The sequence below is a fragment of the Bombella saccharophila genome (genome assembly GCF_026385475.1).
In the GTDB taxonomy this organism is placed as follows: domain Bacteria; phylum Pseudomonadota; class Alphaproteobacteria; order Acetobacterales; family Acetobacteraceae; genus Bombella; species Bombella saccharophila.
In genome coordinates this window covers 671,738-690,986 of record NZ_JANIDW010000001.1, presented here as the reverse complement: position 1 = coordinate 690,986, position 19,249 = coordinate 671,738, and the positions used below count along the sequence as shown (strand labels likewise).

General features: G+C 52.3%; 14 protein-coding genes. 6 read left to right on the top strand and 8 right to left on the bottom strand.

What is annotated here, in order from left to right; translation table 11 throughout:
- The first annotated feature begins 34 nt into the window (after positions 1–34).
- The 5 genes from fabI (at position 35) to NQF64_RS03035 (ending at position 6,430) form a co-directional block, all read left to right on the top strand.
- Entirely contained in the window at positions 35–886 is an 852-nt protein-coding gene (fabI, locus tag NQF64_RS03055) for an enoyl-ACP reductase FabI (protein ID WP_099027080.1), read from the top strand.
- Positions 887–891: 5 nt separating this feature from the next.
- Positions 892–1,986 (top strand): chorismate synthase, encoded by a 1,095-nt coding sequence (aroC, locus tag NQF64_RS03050; RefSeq protein WP_099027079.1) that lies wholly within the window; start codon positions 892–894, stop codon positions 1,984–1,986.
- A 193-nt stretch (positions 1,987–2,179) separates the two neighbouring features.
- Complete coding sequence (locus NQF64_RS03045) at positions 2,180–4,093, top strand: ribonucleoside-diphosphate reductase subunit alpha (protein WP_266106416.1); 1,914 nt, start codon at positions 2,180–2,182, stop codon at positions 4,091–4,093.
- Between the two features lie 34 nt (positions 4,094–4,127).
- Entirely contained in the window at positions 4,128–5,150 is a 1,023-nt protein-coding gene (locus NQF64_RS03040) for a ribonucleotide-diphosphate reductase subunit beta (protein WP_099027077.1), read from the top strand.
- Between the two features lie 269 nt (positions 5,151–5,419).
- Positions 5,420–6,430, top strand: coding sequence for a polyprenyl synthetase family protein (locus NQF64_RS03035; RefSeq protein ID WP_099027076.1), 1,011 nt, complete (start codon positions 5,420–5,422; stop codon positions 6,428–6,430).
- Here NQF64_RS03035 and NQF64_RS03030 read toward each other — a convergent pair.
- Both NQF64_RS03030 and NQF64_RS03025 read right to left on the bottom strand, forming a co-directional pair.
- On the bottom strand, positions 6,427–7,251 hold the full coding sequence (locus NQF64_RS03030) for a glutamate racemase (protein WP_266106415.1): 825 nt from the start codon (positions 7,249–7,251) through the stop codon (positions 6,427–6,429). The two genes, NQF64_RS03035 and NQF64_RS03030, sit on opposite strands and share 4 nt — an antisense overlap.
- Before the next feature lie 26 nt (positions 7,252–7,277).
- Positions 7,278–8,033 carry an orotate phosphoribosyltransferase gene (locus tag NQF64_RS03025; protein ID WP_099027253.1) on the bottom strand — a complete coding sequence of 252 codons (756 nt, stop codon included), beginning with the start codon at positions 8,031–8,033 and terminating at the stop codon, positions 7,278–7,280.
- 192 nt (positions 8,034–8,225) lie between these two features.
- Here NQF64_RS03025 and NQF64_RS03020 point away from each other — a divergent pair, with 192 nt between their 5' ends.
- Entirely contained in the window at positions 8,226–8,480 is a 255-nt protein-coding gene (locus NQF64_RS03020) for a hypothetical protein (protein ID WP_266106414.1), read from the top strand.
- Between the two features lie 67 nt (positions 8,481–8,547).
- On the opposite strand, the gene NQF64_RS03015 is transcribed toward NQF64_RS03020, so the two are convergent.
- The 6 genes from NQF64_RS03015 to NQF64_RS02990 all read right to left on the bottom strand — a co-directional run bounded on the left by NQF64_RS03015 (position 8,548) and on the right by NQF64_RS02990 (position 19,247).
- A complete protein-coding gene (locus NQF64_RS03015) occupies positions 8,548–10,746 on the bottom strand; it encodes a pyrroloquinoline quinone-dependent dehydrogenase (RefSeq protein WP_407651787.1) in 2,199 nt (732 codons plus the stop codon).
- Positions 10,747–10,881: 135 nt separating this feature from the next.
- Positions 10,882–13,089 (bottom strand): pyrroloquinoline quinone-dependent dehydrogenase, encoded by a 2,208-nt coding sequence (locus tag NQF64_RS03010; protein WP_266106413.1) that lies wholly within the window; start codon positions 13,087–13,089, stop codon positions 10,882–10,884.
- Entirely contained in the window at positions 13,082–13,462 is a 381-nt protein-coding gene (locus NQF64_RS03005; protein ID WP_266106412.1) for a glycerol dehydrogenase, read from the bottom strand. Before NQF64_RS03005 ends, NQF64_RS03010 begins: the two co-directional genes overlap by 8 nt.
- A gap of 140 nt (positions 13,463–13,602) precedes the next feature.
- Complete coding sequence (locus tag NQF64_RS03000) at positions 13,603–13,905, bottom strand: chorismate mutase (protein WP_099027274.1); 303 nt, start codon at positions 13,903–13,905, stop codon at positions 13,603–13,605.
- Positions 13,895–14,617 carry a metallophosphoesterase gene (locus tag NQF64_RS02995; protein WP_099027390.1) on the bottom strand — a complete coding sequence of 241 codons (723 nt, stop codon included), beginning with the start codon at positions 14,615–14,617 and terminating at the stop codon, positions 13,895–13,897. Before NQF64_RS02995 ends, NQF64_RS03000 begins: the two co-directional genes overlap by 11 nt.
- Before the next feature lie 82 nt (positions 14,618–14,699).
- A complete protein-coding gene (locus NQF64_RS02990) occupies positions 14,700–19,247 on the bottom strand; it encodes a coiled-coil domain-containing protein (RefSeq protein WP_266106411.1) in 4,548 nt (1,515 codons plus the stop codon).
- Positions 19,248–19,249: the final 2 nt, after the last annotated feature.

The window sequence follows — 19,249 nt, the reverse complement described above, 5'->3', positions numbered from 1 at the left end:
TTACAAATGTTAGACCATCCTCAAGGGGGCGACCATGTCGGATACAGAAGCTCATGCGCTTAATGCAACAGCCAAAGGGACACTTATGGCTGGCAAACGTGGCGTTGTGATGGGTGTGGCCAATAAGAATTCCATCGCTTGGGCCATTGCAAAATCTTGTGCAGACCAAGGGGCTGAGATTGCTTTTACCTACCAAGGCGAAGCGCTAGGGAAGCGTGTACGGCCTTTAGCGGAGAGCGTCGGCTCGGATATGGTGCTGCCGTGCGATGTGAGTGATGATGCCGCCATTAATGCCACCTTTGATGAGATTGAGAAGAAGTGGGGCAAGATTGACTTTGTCGTCCATGCTATTGGTTGGGCCGATAAACAATATCTACGCGGGCGTTATGTTGATACGCCGCGTGAGGCGTTCCTTCAGGCTTTAGATATTTCCTGCTTCTCCTTTACTGCTGTAGCGCGGCGTGCCGCAGCGATGATGAATGAGGGTGGCTCTTTATTGACGCTGACTTATCTCGGTGCAGAGCGTGTAATGCCGCATTATAACGTGATGGGTGTTGCCAAAGCCGCTCTGGAGGCCTCTGTGCGGTATATGGCGGTGGATTTAGGCCGCGATAATATCCGTGTGAATGGGATTTCCGCCGGTCCAATTATGACATTAGCGGCTAATGGGATTGGGGATTTCCGCTATATTCTGCGTTGGAATCAAATTAATGCTCCGCTGGAGCGGAATGTATCGCTGAAGGATGTTGGTGGCTCTGGGTTGTATTTTCTCTCCGACCTCTCCGCTGGTGTAACCGGCGAGATTCACCATGTGGATTGCGGCTATAACATTATCGGCATGAAGAACCCAGAAGCTCCAGATATGACCCTATCCTCAGAGGATTAATAGCTATGTCAGAGAACAGCTTTGGGCGTTTGTTGCGTGTGACAACATGGGGGGAAAGCCACGGGCCAGCGATTGGCTGTGTGATTGATGGCTGTCCCCCGCGCCTTAAGCTGTCGGAGGAGGATATTCAGCCTTGGTTGGATAAAAGGCGACCCGGCCAGTCGCGCTATACGACACAACGGCGCGAGGCTGACCAAGTGCGTATTCTCTCCGGTGTGTTTGAAGGGCAGACGACGGGAACGCCCATCTCTCTGATGATTGAGAATACGGATCAACGCTCCAAGGATTATGGGGAAATTGCTCAGCAATATCGTCCCGGCCATGCAGATATTGCGTATGACCTTAAATACGGCATACGCGATTACCGTGGTGGTGGGCGGTCCTCCGCGCGCGAGACGGCTATGCGGGTGGCGGCGGGGGCTGTGGCGCGCGTGATCTTGCGGGAGCTTGTGGGGCCGCAGCTCGTCATCCGTGGGGCATTAACGGCGATTGGCCATCAAAAGGTGGATCATACGCGCTGGGCATGGGATGAGGTGGAACGCAATCCCTTCTTCTCCCCCGATGCAGCGATTGTTCCGCAATGGAGCGAGCAGCTAGAGGCTGTGAGAAAATCCGGTTCATCCATCGGGGCGACTCTTGAAGTTGTGGCAGAAGGGGTGCCCGCCGGTTTGGGGGCACCCGTTTATGGCAAGCTAGATGCTGAACTTGCGGGCGGCTTGATGGGGATTAACGGCATTAAAGCGGTCGAGATTGGTGATGGCATGGCTGTTGCGGCTCTGCATGGGCATGAGAATGCCGATCCCATTCGCCCTTCGGAATCGCCCTTAGAGCCCGTGTTTTTGAGCAATCATGCAGGTGGGATTCTGGGAGGAATCTCAACAGGACAACCTATTGTTGCGCGCATGGCCATTAAACCGACCAGCTCCATCCTCATCCCTGTCCCAAGCATCAATCGTGCTGGCGAGGCTGTGGATGTGATGACGAAGGGGAGGCATGACCCTTGTATTGGGATTCGGGCTGTACCAGTGGCAGAGGCGATGGTGGCGTGCATTCTTGCTGACCAGCTTTTGCGGAATCACGCTCAATGTGGGTGGTTGTGATTCGCCGCGTCTAGGAGACTACAAAGAGATTAATGCAACACAAGATATAGTGTCTCTTTCCCTAGCGTTGCTCCTATATATCCGCAACTCACGCTTATTTTTATAAAAACAGGACTTGAAATTTCGTCCCCATGCGTGGGAGATGGGGGGACCAAAATCGTTAAAAGTGAACTTGGATGAAGGGGCTCGATTCATGACAATGCCTGACGTGCGGACAGCCGCCCGGCCATCGGGTAAGACGGCAGAGCCCGAACTCTTTGCAGAGAGAGTGCAATTACCAGGGCGTCATCCCGTTTATATAAATTCAGAGCGGGATGAACGGCTGACGGCGTTTGGCCGTGCCACTTTAGATGACCGCTATCTGTTAGAAGGTGAGACTTACCAAGGGTTATTTGCCCGTGTTGCCTCGCGTTATGGGGCGGATGAGGGGCACGCGCAGCGTATTTATGATTATATGTCGCGCCATTGGTTTATGCCCGCAACACCTATTCTCTCCAATGGGGGGACGAATCGTGGGCTGCCAATTTCTTGCTTCCTTAATGAGTCTGAGGATAGCCTAGAAGGGATTGTCGGGCTCTGGAATGAGAATGTCTGGCTTGCGGCAAAGGGCGGCGGGATTGGCTCTTATTGGGGCAATTTGCGCTCCATTGGGGAGAATATCGGCCGTAATGGGAAGACCTCTGGGGTGATCCCCTTTATCCGGGTGATGGATAGTTTAACACTCGCCATTAGTCAGGGGAGTTTACGCCGTGGGTCCGCCGCTGTTTATCTGCCGGTTTGGCACCCTGAGATTGAGGAGTTTATCGAGATGCGCCGCCCCACGGGGGGGGACCCGAATCGTAAGGCTCTAAATCTCCATCATGGTGTTTTGCTTACAGATGACTTCATGCGCGCTGTTGCGGGTGATGAGGAATGGGCTCTGATCTCCCCGAAGGATCATAGTGTGATTCGGAAGGTCTCAGCGCGTGCGTTATGGATTCGTCTGCTTACGGCGCGGATGGAGCAGGGCGAGCCTTATATCGTCTTTTCCGACACGGTGAATCGCGCACGGCCAGAGCATCATCGTCTTGCGGGGTTGGAGGTTAAAACCTCTAACCTTTGTGCGGAGATTACCCTGCCAACAGGGATAGACCATCACGGCAAGACACGCACAGCGGTGTGCTGCCTCTCCTCTTTAAATCTCGAATATTGGGATGAGTGGAAAGATGAGCCGCGCTTTATTGAAGATGTGATGCTCTTTTTAGATAATGTCCTTCAGGATTTTATCGATAATGCCCCTAACGATATGGAGCATGCACGTTATGCCGCCATGCGGGAGCGTTCGGTCGGCTTGGGGGTTATGGGCTTTCATTCCTTCTTGCAGTCGAAGATGATTCCTTTTGGCAGCGTGATGGCCAAGGTGTGGAATAAGAAGTTCTTCCAGCACATTGCCGAGCAAACAGCGGCAGCATCGCGTGCTCTTGCAAAAACGCGTGGCCCATGCCCCGATGCGGCAGATTATGGGATTCAAGAACGGTTCTCTCATAAGATGGCTGTTGCGCCGACAGCGTCTATCTCCATCATTGCGGGGAATGCCAGCCCCGGGATTGACCCAATTAGTGCGAATGTCTTTTTGCAAAAAACGCTCTCCGGCTCCTTTACGGTACGGAATCGCCATCTCGCTACGCTGTTGCAGAAATATGGGCAGGATACGGATGAGGTCTGGTCTTCCATCACGTTGAGTAAGGGCTCTGTCCAACATTTGGACTTCCTCTCTCAGGATGAAAAAGATGTCTTTAAGACAGCCTTTGAGATTGACCAGCGTTGGGTGATTGAGCATGCGGCTGATCGCGCGCCGTTCATCTGTCAGTCGCAATCGGTTAATCTTTTCTTGCCGGCAGATGTGCATAAGCGCGACCTTGTGCGTATTCATTACGAAGCGTGGAAAAAAGGTGTAAAATCTCTTTATTACTGCCGCTCTTTATCCATCCAACGGGCTGATACTGTTTCCAATATGGCGGTGAAACGCGATATCATGGAGGGTGATGATGATCACCTCCCTCAAGCCACACCGCGCCATGCAGAAAGTGGGGCGGGGAGCTATGAGGAATGTCTCTCCTGCCAATAAGAGCAGCAGCGCGTTAGGATAGAAGGTCTCAGATATGACAGAAGCAACTCCGTTACCAGAAGCCCCAGAATCTGCCGCGCAGGCGAATCTGCTTGTGGAGAATCCGGTTTATAAGCCCTTCCGTTATCCGTGGGCTTATGATGCTTGGTTGACACAACAGCGTTTGCATTGGTTGCCAGAGGAGGTCCCCCTCGCTGAGGATGTAAAAGACTGGCACCGCAAACTCTCCGAAGCAGAGCAGAACCTTGTGACGCAGATTTTTCGCTTCTTTACGCAAGCGGATGTAGAGGTGAACTCTGCTTACATGAAGTATTACAGCCAGGTCTTTAAACCGACCGAAGTGCTGATGATGCTCTCATGTTTTTCGAATATTGAGACGATTCACATTGCTGCTTATTCCCATTTGTTAGATACAATCGGGATGCCAGAGACGGAATATTCCGCTTTTCTGAAATATAAAGAGATGAAGGATAAGTATGATTACATGCAATCCTTCAATATTAATAGTAAGCGCGAGATCGCCAAAACAATGGCTGCTTTTGGGGCCTTTATGGAAGGGCTTCAGCTTTTTGCATCCTTTGCTATTTTGCTGAACTTCCCGCGCTTTAATAAGTTGAAAGGGATGGGGCAGATCGTTTCATGGTCTGTGCGTGATGAAACACTGCATTGCCTTTCTATGATTCGCCTGTTCCGTACGTTCGTGCGGGAAAACCCAGAGATTTGGACAGAGGATTTCCGCGCCGAGTTGGTAGAGATTTGTCGTCAGACAGTCTCTCACGAAGATGCGTTTATTGAGCTTGCTTTTGAGATGGGGCCTGTAGAGGGCCTCTCAGCTCAGGAAGTGGAGCGTTATATTCGCTTTATTGCCGACCGTAGGCTAACCCAGCTTGGGTTAGACCCTATTTATGGCATTGAGGAAAATCCGCTCCCTTGGGTTGATGATATGCTCAATGCGGTGGAGCATACGAACTTCTTTGAAAATCGTGCGACGGAATATTCACGCGCCTCTACCCAAGGGACATGGGAGGATGCGTTTGAAAGTGGTGTGTTTGATTGAGCAAAAAGCCATAAACGTTGTGTTATATGAGTGGCTGATGGGCAAAACGTGTCTTGACCATATCTCTCTAGCCGCTCATATGGTGTGCAAATGTTAATCGGGGAGAATAGCTGTTTGCTTTATGTTGCATGTTGTTGCGATAAAGGGGGAACAGCTTTCTAGCCCTATCCGTTTTGCATAGTTATATATGAATTAAGCGGATAGAACTGGAGTTTTGCGTTTTGGTGTCTTCCTCATCAGGGTCTTCGAGTGCATCTAGCGGTGAGGCTATGAAGAAAGAGGTCAAAGGGGAGGATGCCCTGAAGGCTCTTTCCGCCTATCTCGCTGATGATATGGTGGCTTGTAATCAGGCCATCATTGATAGGATGCAAAGCTCTGTTCCCTTAATTCCGCAGCTTGGGGCGCATTTGGTTGCAGCGGGGGGGAAGCGGTTGCGCCCGTTGCTTACTTTGGCTTCTGCTCGGCTATGTGGCTATGGTGAGAGGCCGGGTGAAACCCGTCATATAGGTTTGGCTGCTTGTGTGGAATTTATCCATACAGCGACCCTCTTGCATGATGATGTGGTGGATGAAAGTACCTTGCGGCGGGGTATGGCCTCAGCCAATGCCTTATTTGGGAATAAGGCCTCTGTGCTGGTGGGGGACTTCCTATTTGCGCGTTCCTTCCAGCTTATGACGGCCGATGGCTCATTGGAGGTTATGGCTATCCTTTCTGCAGCCTCGGCAACGATTGCGGAGGGCGAAGTGCTGCAAATGTCCACGCAGAATGATCTTTCGACCTCCATTGAGCGTTATTTAGAGGTGATTCACGGCAAAACCGCTGCTCTTTTTGCCGCAGCTTGCCGTGTTGGGGCTGTTGTGGCGCAGAAAGACCGTAAGGCTGAGTTGGCTTTGGAGCAGTACGGTACAAATCTGGGCATGGCCTTCCAGCTTGTGGATGACGCGTTGGATTATGCGGCAGACCAACAAATATTGGGCAAAACAGTGGGGGATGACTTCCGCGAGGGGAAAATTACTCTACCTGTTCTTGTAGCGTATGAGCGTGGAACGGAAGATGAGAAGCAGTTTTGGAAGCGTGTGATTGAGGATACAGAGCAAACAGAGGCCGACCTGCCTCATGCTTTGGAGGTCATCGCGCGGACAAAGGCTATCAGCGCTACGATTGAGCGCGCACGCATCTATGCTCAGCAAGCGGTAGAGGCTTTGGCGGACTTCCCCGAAACTCCCCTTAAAGCCTTATTGAGGGAGACGGTTCTTTATACTGTAGAGCGGGCTCGTTAGGGGAGAAGTTGCCATCCATTTGTAAAGCCTAACCAGGCAATATGCTGAGCGAGGTCTGCCCCGTGAGGTGGTGGAGCGGTAAGGAAGAAGCGATCCGGTGGAGTAGAGGGCACGGCTGTTAAGGGGCCTTCAGTAACATCACTTAACCGCCGTAGGGCTTGTTGGGCGACAGCGGGGGCGGGGTCCAACCACATCATACCGGGGGGACCAAGACGCTGGAAATATGGCATCAAAAAAGTGTAATGGGTACAGCCAAGGCCAATAGCATCAATGTCGCTGCCGTCTGGTTGCTCAAAGAGAGCCGCTAATTCATGCTGTACAGATTCAGGCTCTAGAATTTCACCGCGGAAGGCACGTTCTGCCATAGTGGCGAGATGGCGAGAGCCGTGGATGATAAGCTTACAATCTGCTGCATAATCATGATGTAATTGTGCAAGGTAAGGCCGGCGGGCTGTTGCGCTGGTGGCGAGTAGGCCGATAGTGCGCGTTTTAGACACACGTCCAGCCCAGCGGATAGGTGGCACGCAGCCAACAATAGGTAAGGTGAGTGTCTCTCGCAGAGGGGCGAGGGCTAAGGTACTTGCAGTATTACAGGCGATTATGACCAGAGTAGGTTGTAATAAAGCGCAGGCATGGCAGATAAGCTGGGTAATGCGCTCCCGCAAGAAGTCATCATCTTGCTCCCCATAGGGAAAAAGCGCTGTATCAGCGAGATAATCTAGCGTGAGGGAGGGGGCGAGGCTCCGCAGAGCCTGCACCACCCCAAGCCCCCCAATGCCGGAATCAAAGACAAGAATACGAGGGGGTGATGTATTCGGCATCAGTGAATCCCTATAAGGCGTAGGCCTTAGCCTTGTTTAAAAGCGAGGGCTTCTTCTGCGCTGCTAACACCGCCATGTGCTTTGGACCAACCGCAAGGGTCCTCCAAAAAGCGGCGGACTTCTGCGCTATCCTCGGTGGAGAAATATTGTCCATCTGCACAGGCTTCTAGCACGTCCCACCACGTGCAAAGCGCATGGAGGCTAATGCCCATATCCTGTAAGGTTTTTTGCGCACCGGGGAAGACGCCGTAAAAAAAGACCACAAAGGTATGGTCCACAATCGCCCCAGCTTTACGCAGTGCGTTAGCGAAGCGAATCTTGGAGGCCCCATCGGTTGTGAGGTCTTCGACCAACAAAGTGCGCATACCCTCTGGCACATCGCCCTCAATTTGGGCATTACGGCCAAAGCCTTTGGGTTTTTTGCGAACATAGGCCATAGGTGTCATTAAACGGTCGGCAATCCATGCGGAGAAAGGAATCCCGGCTGTCTCCCCCCCCACAACGGCATCAATGCTCTCATAACCGATATGACGGCCAATCTTCTCCACGGCCAGTTCCATCAATTTTGTGCGGGCGCGGGGGAAGAAGATAATCTTGCGGCAGTCGATATAAACAGGAGATTTCCACCCAGAGGTGAGGGTATAAGGCTCACTAGGGCGGAAGTTAATGGCCTTAATCTCCAGCAGGATGCGCGCTGTTGTGAGGGCGGCATCGCGGTCCCATTGCGTGAGACGAGGCCCCAGAGTGGGGGCAGTGCCAGTTGAGGACATTATTCTCTCCATAATCTCGAAAAATGGTTCCTTTGGAGACATCTACCCGTTAGAAGGGGATAGGGGTAGGGGAAAGATGTCTTTTTTCCCATTCTCTTATTAATGATGCTTTACTCTGTTATAGGTCAGAGCGATAAAGAGGGTAAGTCTTTGTTCACGCGGGTATCCTTTGGGAGAAACAGGGTATCGTAGGGGTTATAGGATATGAAAGTTGATACAGGTCGTATCGGTCGTAAATGCGAACGCGCCGTAATTACAGCTTATCAAGAGCTGCATGATATGGGGCAGAATGAGATGAAGATCTTTGCTGCCTGCACGACTCTTTACAGGATTCATCATCCTGAGGCTTCATTGCCGGAGGCGCGGCTTTTAGTTTCGGAATGGATCGACCATCATATCGTTAGGCGGTCACAGGCCCCAACACGCGGATGTAATTGTCCCCCTACTAACCCGCGCTGAGCTTATCAATTTCGGCCATAAAAAGCGGAACTCCCCCTCGGAGCTCCGCTTTTTATTTGGGCGTATTTTACTTATTGGCCTCTGGCAGCGCGTACACAACAAGCGCGTCAGAGACGGGTGTACCCATAAGATGATGCCCGCCAGCCATGATCGCTACATATTGGCGACCATTCACAGCATAGGTCATTGGGTTCGCTTGCCCCCCACCCGGGAGAACATCCGTCCAAAGTGTTTTGCCGGTTTTTACATCAATGGCATGGAGCAGATTATCGCTCGAAGCACCGATGAAGGCGAGGCCGCCTGCTGTCATCAACGACCCCCCATTATTAGGTGTACCGATGGTGAGAGGCAGGCCAGTCGGTATGCCCCATGGCCCATTGGCGCGCGCTGTCCCGAATGGTTTTTGCCAAAGAACCTTATGGGCTTTGAGGTCAATCGCAGTGACCATGCCATAAGGTGGGGCATTGCACATCATCCTTGTAAAGGTGTTCCAGAAGGGACCAACAACCGCGCCATAGGGGGTTTCAGCTTGTGAGGCATTGCCTGCGGTGATGCCGTGGCGAGGTGTATATTCTGGTACATCAATGGGGAAGAGCTTCAACTTATCGGCTTCTTTACGGCTGACAAGCTGGTCATACATGGGCATGTGGCTCCAGTTGGAGAATAGAATGCCCGTTTGCGGGTTGTAAGAAACGCTGCCCCAATCATTCCCCCCATTATAGCCGGGGTCCTCAATCCATGGTTGCTTAATGGTAGGCGGCGTAAACTCACCCACATAATGCGCCTGACGGAACTTAATGCGGCATGCCAGCTGGTCCAGCGGGGAGGCTCCCCACATATCGGCTTCGGTAAGGTTCGGGAAGCCGAAGCGTGGCACCCCAATGGACCAAGGCTGTGTAGGGGAGCGCGGGTCATCCTTCACAAAGCCGGGGCTTGGGGCTGGTTTTTCCACCACGGGGAAGTCTGGCAAAGGTTTGCCCGTGCGGCGGTCTAGGATGAAGGTCTGCCCCCGTTTGGTTGGCATGATGAGGGCAGGGATGATGGTGCCATCATCAGCATGATAGTCGAAAAGGGTCGCTTGGGATCCAATATCGTAATCCCACACATCTTTATGAACTGTTTGGAAGACCCAGCGCGGCTCACCTGTGCGGACATCCAGAGCGACAACGGCGGAGGAGACTTTATTTTCCGCCTCGCTGCGCATTGCACTATAATAATCCGCAGCGGAGTTACCCGTAGGGACATAGACAAGGCCTAGGGCGTTATCACCTGTCATCGCAGCCCAAGAATTAGGCGTGCCTCGGCTATAGAAATGGTCTTTATCAGGCTGATGGTGATTATCGGGATTATTGACATCCCACGCCCAGAGGAACTTACCGCTCTCAGCATCATATCCACGAATAACGCCAGAGGGAGCCCAACGGCGTTGGCCATCTAACACTTCATGATTGACGACAACAACGCCATTAATAATGGGGGATGGGCTTGTCACACCAACAAAACGCGGGACGGACCATCCCATCCCTTGCATGAGATTAACTTGCCCCCCATGGCCGAAGCTCTCGCATAATTTGCCATCTTCAGCATCAACAGCGATGAGGCGGTTATCTAATGTGCCTTCAATGATGCGATTATGGCAGGGCTGCCCTTCTGGCGTCGTTGAGGAGGTAAAATACGTCACGGCCTTACAGGCTGAGGTAAAGGGGATGGCGTCATAACTCTCATGAGAGTGAAAATGCCATTTCTCCTGCCCTGTTGCGGCGTCAACGCGCATCATGTCGTTAGAGGCGGAGCAGAGATAGAGGGAATCCCCAATTTTAATGGGGGTTGTTTCAGGCGCTAATCTATTCAGCTTCCCTTTAGGGATGAGTGCGCCTGTGTGATAGGTAAAGACCCGCTGAAGTTTCCCCACATTCTCAGGCGTAATTTGGGCGAGAGGGGAGTAGCGCGTGGCTTTGTCATCTCGGCCATAAGCGGGCCAGTCTTCTGGCTTAGGGTTGGCACTTTCCTGCGGGACAGCTTGTGGAAGCTGGTCGATGGGAAGCTCATCAATATCGGGCAGATTCGCCGCATTCACACCCGGTGCTTGTGGTGTGTCTGGCGCAGGGGGATGGAACAGACTCGATTCCGTCAGTTCCTTTGGCATAGTTTGATGCGCAGTACTTGGGGATGTGTCTTGCGGCGCGGGAGTTTGTGCGAAGGCTATAGAAGCACCAAGGATGGTCCCACCTAGAAGGAGACCGAGCAAAGGGGCTGAATTACGCATTTTGGGTGTCCTTTTGGGAGATGAAGCTTAAGGGGCGGTCATTCCCTATAAACGAGGCTGATTCTGCGTAGGCAGAGGCACCGTAGCGTTTAAGGCCATATTGATGAGATATGACCTTAAACGCCGAAAGGTTATTTATTTTCCTTCTTCTGGCAGCGCGTACACAACCAGCGCGTCAGAGACGGGGCTACGCATAAAGTGATGCCCCCCAGCCATGATAGCTACATATTGGCGGCCATTCACAGCATAGGTCATAGCGTTCGCTTGTCCGCCGCCGGGGAGAACATCTGTCCAAAGTGTTCTGCCGGTTTTTACATCAATGGCATGGAGCAGATTATCGGTAGAGGCACCGATGAAGGCAACGCCACCAGCGGTTATCACAGGGCCACCGTTATTAGGCGTACCAACGGTGAGAGGCAGGCCAGTCGGCAGGCCCCACGGCCCATTAGCGCGTGCTGTTCCAAATGGTTTTTGCCAAAGAACCTTATGGGCTTTGAGGTCAATCGCCGTGACCATGCCATAAGGCGGGGCATTGCACATAATCTTCGTAAAGCTATTCCAATAAGGTGTTACGACAATCCCATAAGGTGTTTGGGCCTGGGCACCATTACCTTCTGCACCACCGCCAGACGGGTTATATTGCGGAGAGTCGATAGGGATAAGCCCCATCTTATCGGCCACTTTACGGCTGACGAGCTGGTCATACATAGGCAAATTATTCCAATTCGCCAGTAAGATGCCTGTCTGAGGGTTATAGGCAATACTTCCCCAATCGCTTCCCCCGTTATAACCGGGATATTCCAACCATGGCTGCTTAATGGTAGGCGGCGTAAACTCACCCACATAATGCGCCTGACGGAACTTGATACGGCATGCCAGCTGATCCAGCGGAGAAATGCCCCATGTTCCTTCCTCTGTCATTTTGGGGATACCAAGACGTGGCACCCCGATGGACCAAGGCTGTGTAGGGGAGCGTGGGTCATCCTTCACAAAGCCGGGGCTTGGGGCGGGTTTTTCCACCACGGGGAAGTCTGGCAAAGGTTTGCCCGTGCGGCGGTCTAGGATGAAGGTCTGCCCCCGTTTGGTTGGCATGATGAGGGCAGGGATGATGGTGCCATCATCAGCATGGTAGTCGAATAATGTGGGCTGAGAGCCAATATCGTAATCCCACACATCTTTATGAACTGTTTGGAAGACCCAGCGCGGCTCACCTGTGCGGACATCCAGAGCGACAACGGCGGAGGAGACTTTATTTTCCGCCTCGCTGCGCATTGCACTATAATAATCCGCAGCGGAGTTGCCTGTAGGGACATATACAAGGCCTAGCGCGTTATCGCCTGTCATTGCGGCCCAAGAATTAGGCGTGCCTCGGCTATAGAAATGGTCTTTATCAGGCTGATGGTGATTATCGGGATTATTGACATCCCACGCCCAGAGGAACTTACCGCTCTCAGCATCATATCCACGAATAACGCCAGAGGGAGCCCAACGGCGTTGGCCATCTAACACTTCATGATTGACGACAATAACGCCATTAATAATGGGTGGCGGGCTTGTCATGGCGACAAAACCGGGGACAGACCATCCCATCCCCTGCATGAGATTGACCTGCCCTCCATGGCCGAAGCTTTCGCATAATTTGCCATCTTCAGCATCAACAGCGATGAGACGGTTATCTAACGTGGCTTCAATGATGCGATTGTGGCAGGGCTGGCCTTCCGCACTGGTGGAGGAGGTGTAATAGGTTACAGCCTTACAAGCAGCCGTGTAGGGGATAGCATCATAACTCTCATGAGAGTGGAAATGCCATTTCTCTTGCCCTGTTGCGGCATCAACGCGCATCATGTCGTTTGTAGCGGAGCAGAGATAGAGGGAATCCCCAACCTTAATGGGGGTTGTCTCTGCGGCCCATTTATTTGCCTTATCTTTTGGCGGAAGGCTGCCAGTATGATAGACGAAGGCCCGTTTTAACTGGCCAACATTTGCAGGTGTGATTTGGGTAAGCGGTGAATAACGGCTCGCTGAATCATCTCGGCCATAAGCGGGCCAGTCTTCTGGCTTAGGGTTGGCACTTTCCTGCGGGACAGCTTGTGGAAGCTGGTCGATGGGAAGCTCATCAATATCGGGCAGATTTGCCGCATTCACACCCGGTGCTTGAGGGGTATTAGGGGCGGGGTCGTGATAAATGCTGGAAGATGGATCGGCTGAGGAATCATCAGCATTGCCGGGGCCGGGTGTCTCAACTGACGGCGGAATCTGCGCCAGAGAGGGCGAGACAAAAAAGGAAGCCCCTAGGATTGTCCCAGTAAGCAGTGCGGTGAGTGCATAAGTATGTTTACGCATGAGGATATTCCCTTTGCTTACGGATAAGGAAAAGCAGGGAAATCACGACAGGAATAGCTAATAAAGTGGGACCAAAAAGGCGTGGCAGCCATCCCCACCAATCAAACCCAACCTCATAAATTGTCCATGGGATTGTTGCTGCCCAAGCGAGAAGATAGAGCCATGCCCCAAGGGGCCTACGGCAGAACAGATAAAAGCCCGAGAGGAAAAGGACGATACCACATAGGACGTAATACCATGACCCACCCAACCAAATGAGCCAAACACCGCCTATGATGAAATAAAGGCCAAAAAGCAGAATGATAGCTGCAAGGGCAAAAATAACCCAGTCAGCGAATCCTAATGAGGTTTTGTGGTATGAGGGTGACGGCACGTTGTTACCTCCAGTTGGTAGGGACCTACCCTTGATATGAGTCAAAAATTAACAACTTGAAAAGTAAATATATAAGATAAAACCTATATCATTAAAAGGTTTTCCCTATATTAAAATGGCAGGCTAGAGGCCGTCCGTGCTTATTTAGCCTGATTTTGGCGTGCAATGATTTTATGTTTTGCGACCACTTCCCCCACAAGGAATGTGAAGAAAGCCTTTGTGAAGGCCATATCTAACCCAGCATCTTCAGCAAGTTTTTTTAAACGCTGGATTTGTTCTGCCTCTCGTGCAGGGTCACAGGCGGGGAGATGCGTAGCAGCTTTTAAATGCCCAACCTCATTAGTACAGCGGAAACGCTCTGCCAGCATATAAATCAAAGCGGCATCAATATTATCAATGCGTTGACGAAGAACAGAAAGTTGTTGTGTGGCGTTAGAGGTCATTGAGATCAATCCATGCGAGATGCCCGCCTTTACCAGCACCAAGGTCCATAAATACAGCCTTACCACCCAGACGCCCTGTTTTGTAAAGGGGGCGGCCATCAAGGGAGCGTCTATCATGGCCTACATAAACTGTAATGCCTTCTGGTATGCGGTTTATCCAACTTAATCGGCGTTCTGGGTAGCCATCAGGTTGGAGGCGGCTTGTAGTTTCTCCAAAGAGTGCGCGTGATAGCGGGGCGGACATATCAGCAAGGCCTGTCGCAGGTGGGGGGCCGGAGAGCATAGCTGTATGAAATCCCCCATGAACAAACAGTAAATTGCCAAGGCGTTGCCATGCTGGAGCTTCGGAAACAGCGGAATAAGCACGTTGGGCGAGGTCCTCCATAGGGGAGGCGTGGATCTGCTGTAATGTGCTTTCTAAAGGAAGGTCGCGCCTTAAACGTCTCCCTTCTAAAGCACGGCCTAATTTGCGGTCATGATTGCCGAGGACAAACATGCCTTTTTTTGTTTCGAGCAAGTCCAGCATTGTTTCTAACACGCCAGCACTGTCAGGCCCGTGGTCCACAAGGTCGCCAAGTTGAATGATAAAACGCTTTGTTGCGATAGCGTGACGAAAAGCATTGAGGTCACCGTGGACGTCTCCGACAACGCGCAGCCCATACTTGCGAATGCGGGATAAAACCGATTCGGCAAGCCGTGGTTCAGAGAAAATAGGTCGCTCGTTCACGGTTTTGGTAACTCAGCCTTCAACTACTCAAAAAGGGGGCTAATTCTCTGATGATAATGGCTGAAGGTCAACCATTTACCATGCGGATACTTTCATCAAGATTGACGGAGAGGAGACGACTCACTCCGCGCTCTTGCATTGTAATGCCGTAGAGCCGGTCCATATGAGCCATTGTGAGTTGGTGATGGGTAATGACTAAAAAGCGCGTTTTGGTTTGTTCTGTCATATCGCGTAATAAGGTGCAGAAACGTTCCACATTAGCATCATCTAAAGGGGCATCGACCTCATCAAGCACGCAGATGGGGGCTGGAGTGCAATGGAAGGCGGCAAAAATGAGCGATAAGGCCGTAAGGGCTTGCTCCCCACCAGAAAGGAGCGAGAGGGTAGAGAGCTTCTTACCCGGTGGTTGGGCAAAAATCTCCAACCCAGCTTCGAGCGGGTCATCACTGCCGACCATCTGCAAATGTGCTTGCCCCCCATTAAACATCCGGGTGAACAGCGTTTGGAAATGGGTGTTAATATCGGTAAAGACGGCCATAAGACGTTGACGGCCTTCACGATTGATAGCCCCAACTCCACCGCGCAGCCGGGCAATGGCCGTGGAGAGGTCTTGATGCTCTTTAGTGATTCGTTCTGCTTCCTCTTGGGCAGTGCGGAATTCCTCCTCAGCGCAGAGATTAACAGCCCCTAGCTCATCACGTCTCTTGTTCGCGCGTTTGAGGGTTTGTCGTAAAGCTTGCTCTGTGTCTGCCGAGAGTGTCTCTGGGGCTTCGGCATCGTCAGGCAAAGGGGTCTCATGTTGGAGGAGGGCTAGGGCCTCTTGAGCTTGGGCGAGCCGCTCATTAAGGCGGATTGTGTCTTCACGATAGCGATGTGCCCCGTCTTGATGATGCTCTAACAGGGTTTGCTGTTCTTGGAGATGCTGTCGTGCTTGGGCAAGAGTGGCTAGGAGTGTTTGCTCTTGCTCTTCTAGCTGTTTAAGGGCTTCACTATCGCGTTGAAGCTGTTGCTCATGGCGCGCGAGGCTATCGTCATCTTTTTGCGCGGAGGCTGTTTTTTGTAAGGCAGCCTGACGCTCTGTGAGGTCTTGAAGCTGCATATTAAGCTGATTTTGGCGGTCTTTTGCTTGCTGATAGGTGTGGTTTAGATGCTCCTCACGTTCTTTGAGAAGGGAAAGTTGCTGGGTAAGGGCGTGGCGTTTGCCATGCGCGCGTCTGAGGGCCTCTTGTGTATGGTTGAGGTGCTCAGTGAGGCGATCCACCGTTTCTTTTAGGGCAGAGAGGTCCGGTAGGGCGGCTTGCTCTGCTTGGCAAGTTCGTTCTTCCTGCTGACGTGTCGTGAGTGTAGCCTCACTTGATTGAATATGCTGGACCAACCCATCGCGGCGCGCTTGCAATCCTGTGAGCAAGCGTTTCTTTTCCTGCAAAGCCTGCTCTAGCTGCGTGGCGTTTTGGCGTGCTTCTGCAGCATGCTTAGCCGCTGCCTCTGCGGTGCTTTGCGCCTGTTGAAGGGCGGAATGAGCGTCTTCGTAACAAGCTTGGCGTGCGGGGAGGTCGCTCTTGGCGCGTTCTGCTTCTAAAGCGTGTTTTTGGGCTGTGATGTCCTCCAGCTCTTGCGTAAGCTGGGCGATATTTTGCTCTATTTCCTTTAAGCGTGTAAGACGTGCGTCATCCTGAAAGAGAGCTTGCTGTTGGTGTGTGGTTGCCTCTTGTGCGCGGGCGCGGGCTTGTTCTAACGCCTCGCGGGCGGCTTGTTCTTCAGCTTGTAGTGTTTTAAGCGTCAGAGCGGCTTCTGAGGGTTCAGCTTTTGGGGGTGGGAGTGCGGTTAAAGCCTCCTGTGCAGCATGATGTTCGGCCTTTATCTGTGCAATGTGCGCCTCATGGGTTTGGACCTCATGGTTGATGAGGGCAAGTTGGTCTTGATGCAACGCATGGCGTTGTTTTAGCCCCTCCAGCGCGTGACGTTGTTGAGCATAATCCTCACGCATTGTGGTATAGTTGTCGCGTAAGTCCTTTAGCGTATGTTCCAGCACCGCGCATTGATGTGCGCTTTGTGTGGTTATCTGTTTTTGGGCATTATAATCTTGTGTCAGTTTTTCAATAAGATGGGCTGTTTTCTTTAGTTTTTGAACATGCTGAAGGCGAATCATTTCAGCAGTAGGGCTGTTCGGCTGGCGGATAAAACCATCCCATCGCCATAACGCCCCATCTTTTGTAACAAGCGATTGCCCCGGTTGTAGCTGGGTTTGCAAATTTGGGCCATCTTCTGGCGTATCAAGCAAAAAGATAGCATGGAGAGCCCGACTAAGAGGGGCCGGGGCGTTAATAAGAGCAGCCAAACAAGGGAGGGCGGCGATGGCAGGAGCAGGCCGCAGGGTAGCCCCATCATCGGGTAATAAACACCATTGCCGTGGGGTATCTGCCAGAGGGGCATCAGCTTGTGGCAAAGAGGCCTCTAAACCATCAGTTAGGGCACTGGCCAAAGCATTGATAAGCTCCTCTGGGATGTGGAGTTGCTCCATCACAGGGTGAGGAATGGTTTTTAAGCTGCTTGCAAGGCTTTGCTGTAGCCCTTCATATTCGCCTTTATGGCGGAGTAAAGCCGTATCTATGTCACGGAGGAGCGTTTGTGCTTTCTGCGTAGCGTGCTGTTGTGTAGCAAGCTGGGCTTCCGTTTCTTCAATCGCGTTATGTTGGCTTGTGCTTTGAGCCTCTAATGATGCGAGGTTTTTTTGCGCTTCCTCAAGCGCATGATGAGGGATGGCTTTGGCATGAACATCCTCAAGAGCGGCTTGTAATGTAGCAGAGCGTGCCGCTTGTGCCTTTAGTTGTTCGGCGAGGCGGGTGATATTGTGCTGCAAAGAGGTGCGGCGTTGTTGTTGTTTTTCTGTTTCGGCTTGCTCGTCTAACCAGCATTTTTCAGCCTCTTGGCGGCGTTGTGTGAGGGCCTGCTCCACCTCCGTCGCTTTATGGGCGGCTTGTTGGGCGGTTTGTTGGGTTTGATGAAGGGCTGCTTTGGCGTGGTCATCCAGCAAGGCGGCTTGGGTGTGTTTGGCTTGTGCTTGCTCTGCTGTAAGGCGCGCCTTCTGTTTGGTGAAGCGTTGTGTAAGCTCCTCCTCCCGCTGCTGAAGCTGCTGTAGATGCGCGCGCATTTCCTGTACATCTCGTTGGGCACGCTCTGTGATGAGGCGTTGCTCTTGGAAATGTTCTGCCGCTTCATGGGCTTGTTCGTCTTGCTGCTTTGCCTCGGTTATAGCATCCGCTACATGTTGGGCAGCATCGTCCGTAGGGGTGTGTTGCGCGCAGTCATCTTCAAGGCGTTTCAGTTCAGCTTTGAGATGGTCTAATGTGTTGCAATCATCTGAGATTTGCCGAGCGAGAGCTTGTTGGCGGCTTTGTAACCGTTCTTGCTGGAGCAACCCGGTATGATACTGGGATGATGCGCTCTCAAGTTGGGTGTGTTGCTCGGTCTCTTGGGTGCGTAGAGTGGCAATTTGCTCTGTTATAGTTGGGTGTTGCGCGTTGAGCGTATGTTGCTGAGCGGTGAGGTCCTCTAATGTCTGTTGGGCGTCTTTTTGCTGGCCGTCAAGGCGGTGCAGGTCCTCTTTAAGGCGGGCTATGTCTTCATCAAGTTGGGCTTTTTGGCGTGCGTGGTCCTCAGAGGCCTGCCGTTGATGCTGGAGAGAGGCCTGGGCGACCTCAATATGGATGCGATGCTGCTCCAAACGAGGGCGCAGGGCTGCGTGTTCATCCTCTTTTTGCTGGAGCGAGTGTGTTTTTTGGGCAAGCTGCTCTTGGGCTTCTTTTAGGGCTGCATCATTCTTAGTGAGTGTCTCTTGCGCTTTGTCCAAAGCGGTGCGGCGGGTTTGGACAAGCTGTTCCGCACGGGCATGTTGGAGGATGAGGAGAGAACGCTCATGCTGGCGGATTTCCTCTGAAACAGCGCGGTAAGTTTGTGCTTTTTCTGACTGGCGAGCTAATGTGGTGAGTTGTTGCTCAAGGCTTTGGCGGTGTTCTTCAGCGCGCTCTAGGTTTGCTTCTGCTTGGCGGAGTTTAAGTTCCGCATCACGGCGGCGTACATAGAGGCCACTAATGCCCGCAGCTTCTTCCAATAAGAGGCGTCTTTCCTCCGGCTTAGCGGCAATAAGCTGGCTAACACGATTTTGGCTGATGATAGAGGAGCTACGCGCCCCAGAGGAAAGGTCGGCAAAGATGGTTTGCACATCCCGCGCGCGCATGACCCGATTATTAATACGGTAGGTGCTACCTGTCCCACGCTCTGCTTGGCGGGAGACTTCTAACTCTCCTGCTTGGTGGAAGGGGGCGGGAGCAAGGCCCGTAGCCTCGGCAAGATGAAGCGTGACACGGGCTAGGTTACGCGCAGGGCGACTGCCTGTACCCGCAAAAATGAGGTCATCACTATCCCCGCCGCGTAAGGCGCGGGCGGAGCTTTCCCCCATGGTCCAGCGTAAGGCTTCGACAATATTAGATTTGCCGCAGCCATTAGGGCCGACAATCCCCGTTAGGCCGGGGAGGATATCCAGATGGACCTCATCAGCAAAGCTTTTGAAGCCAACAATATCGAGGCGGGTTGTGATCGCCTTATGTTGTGTCATTG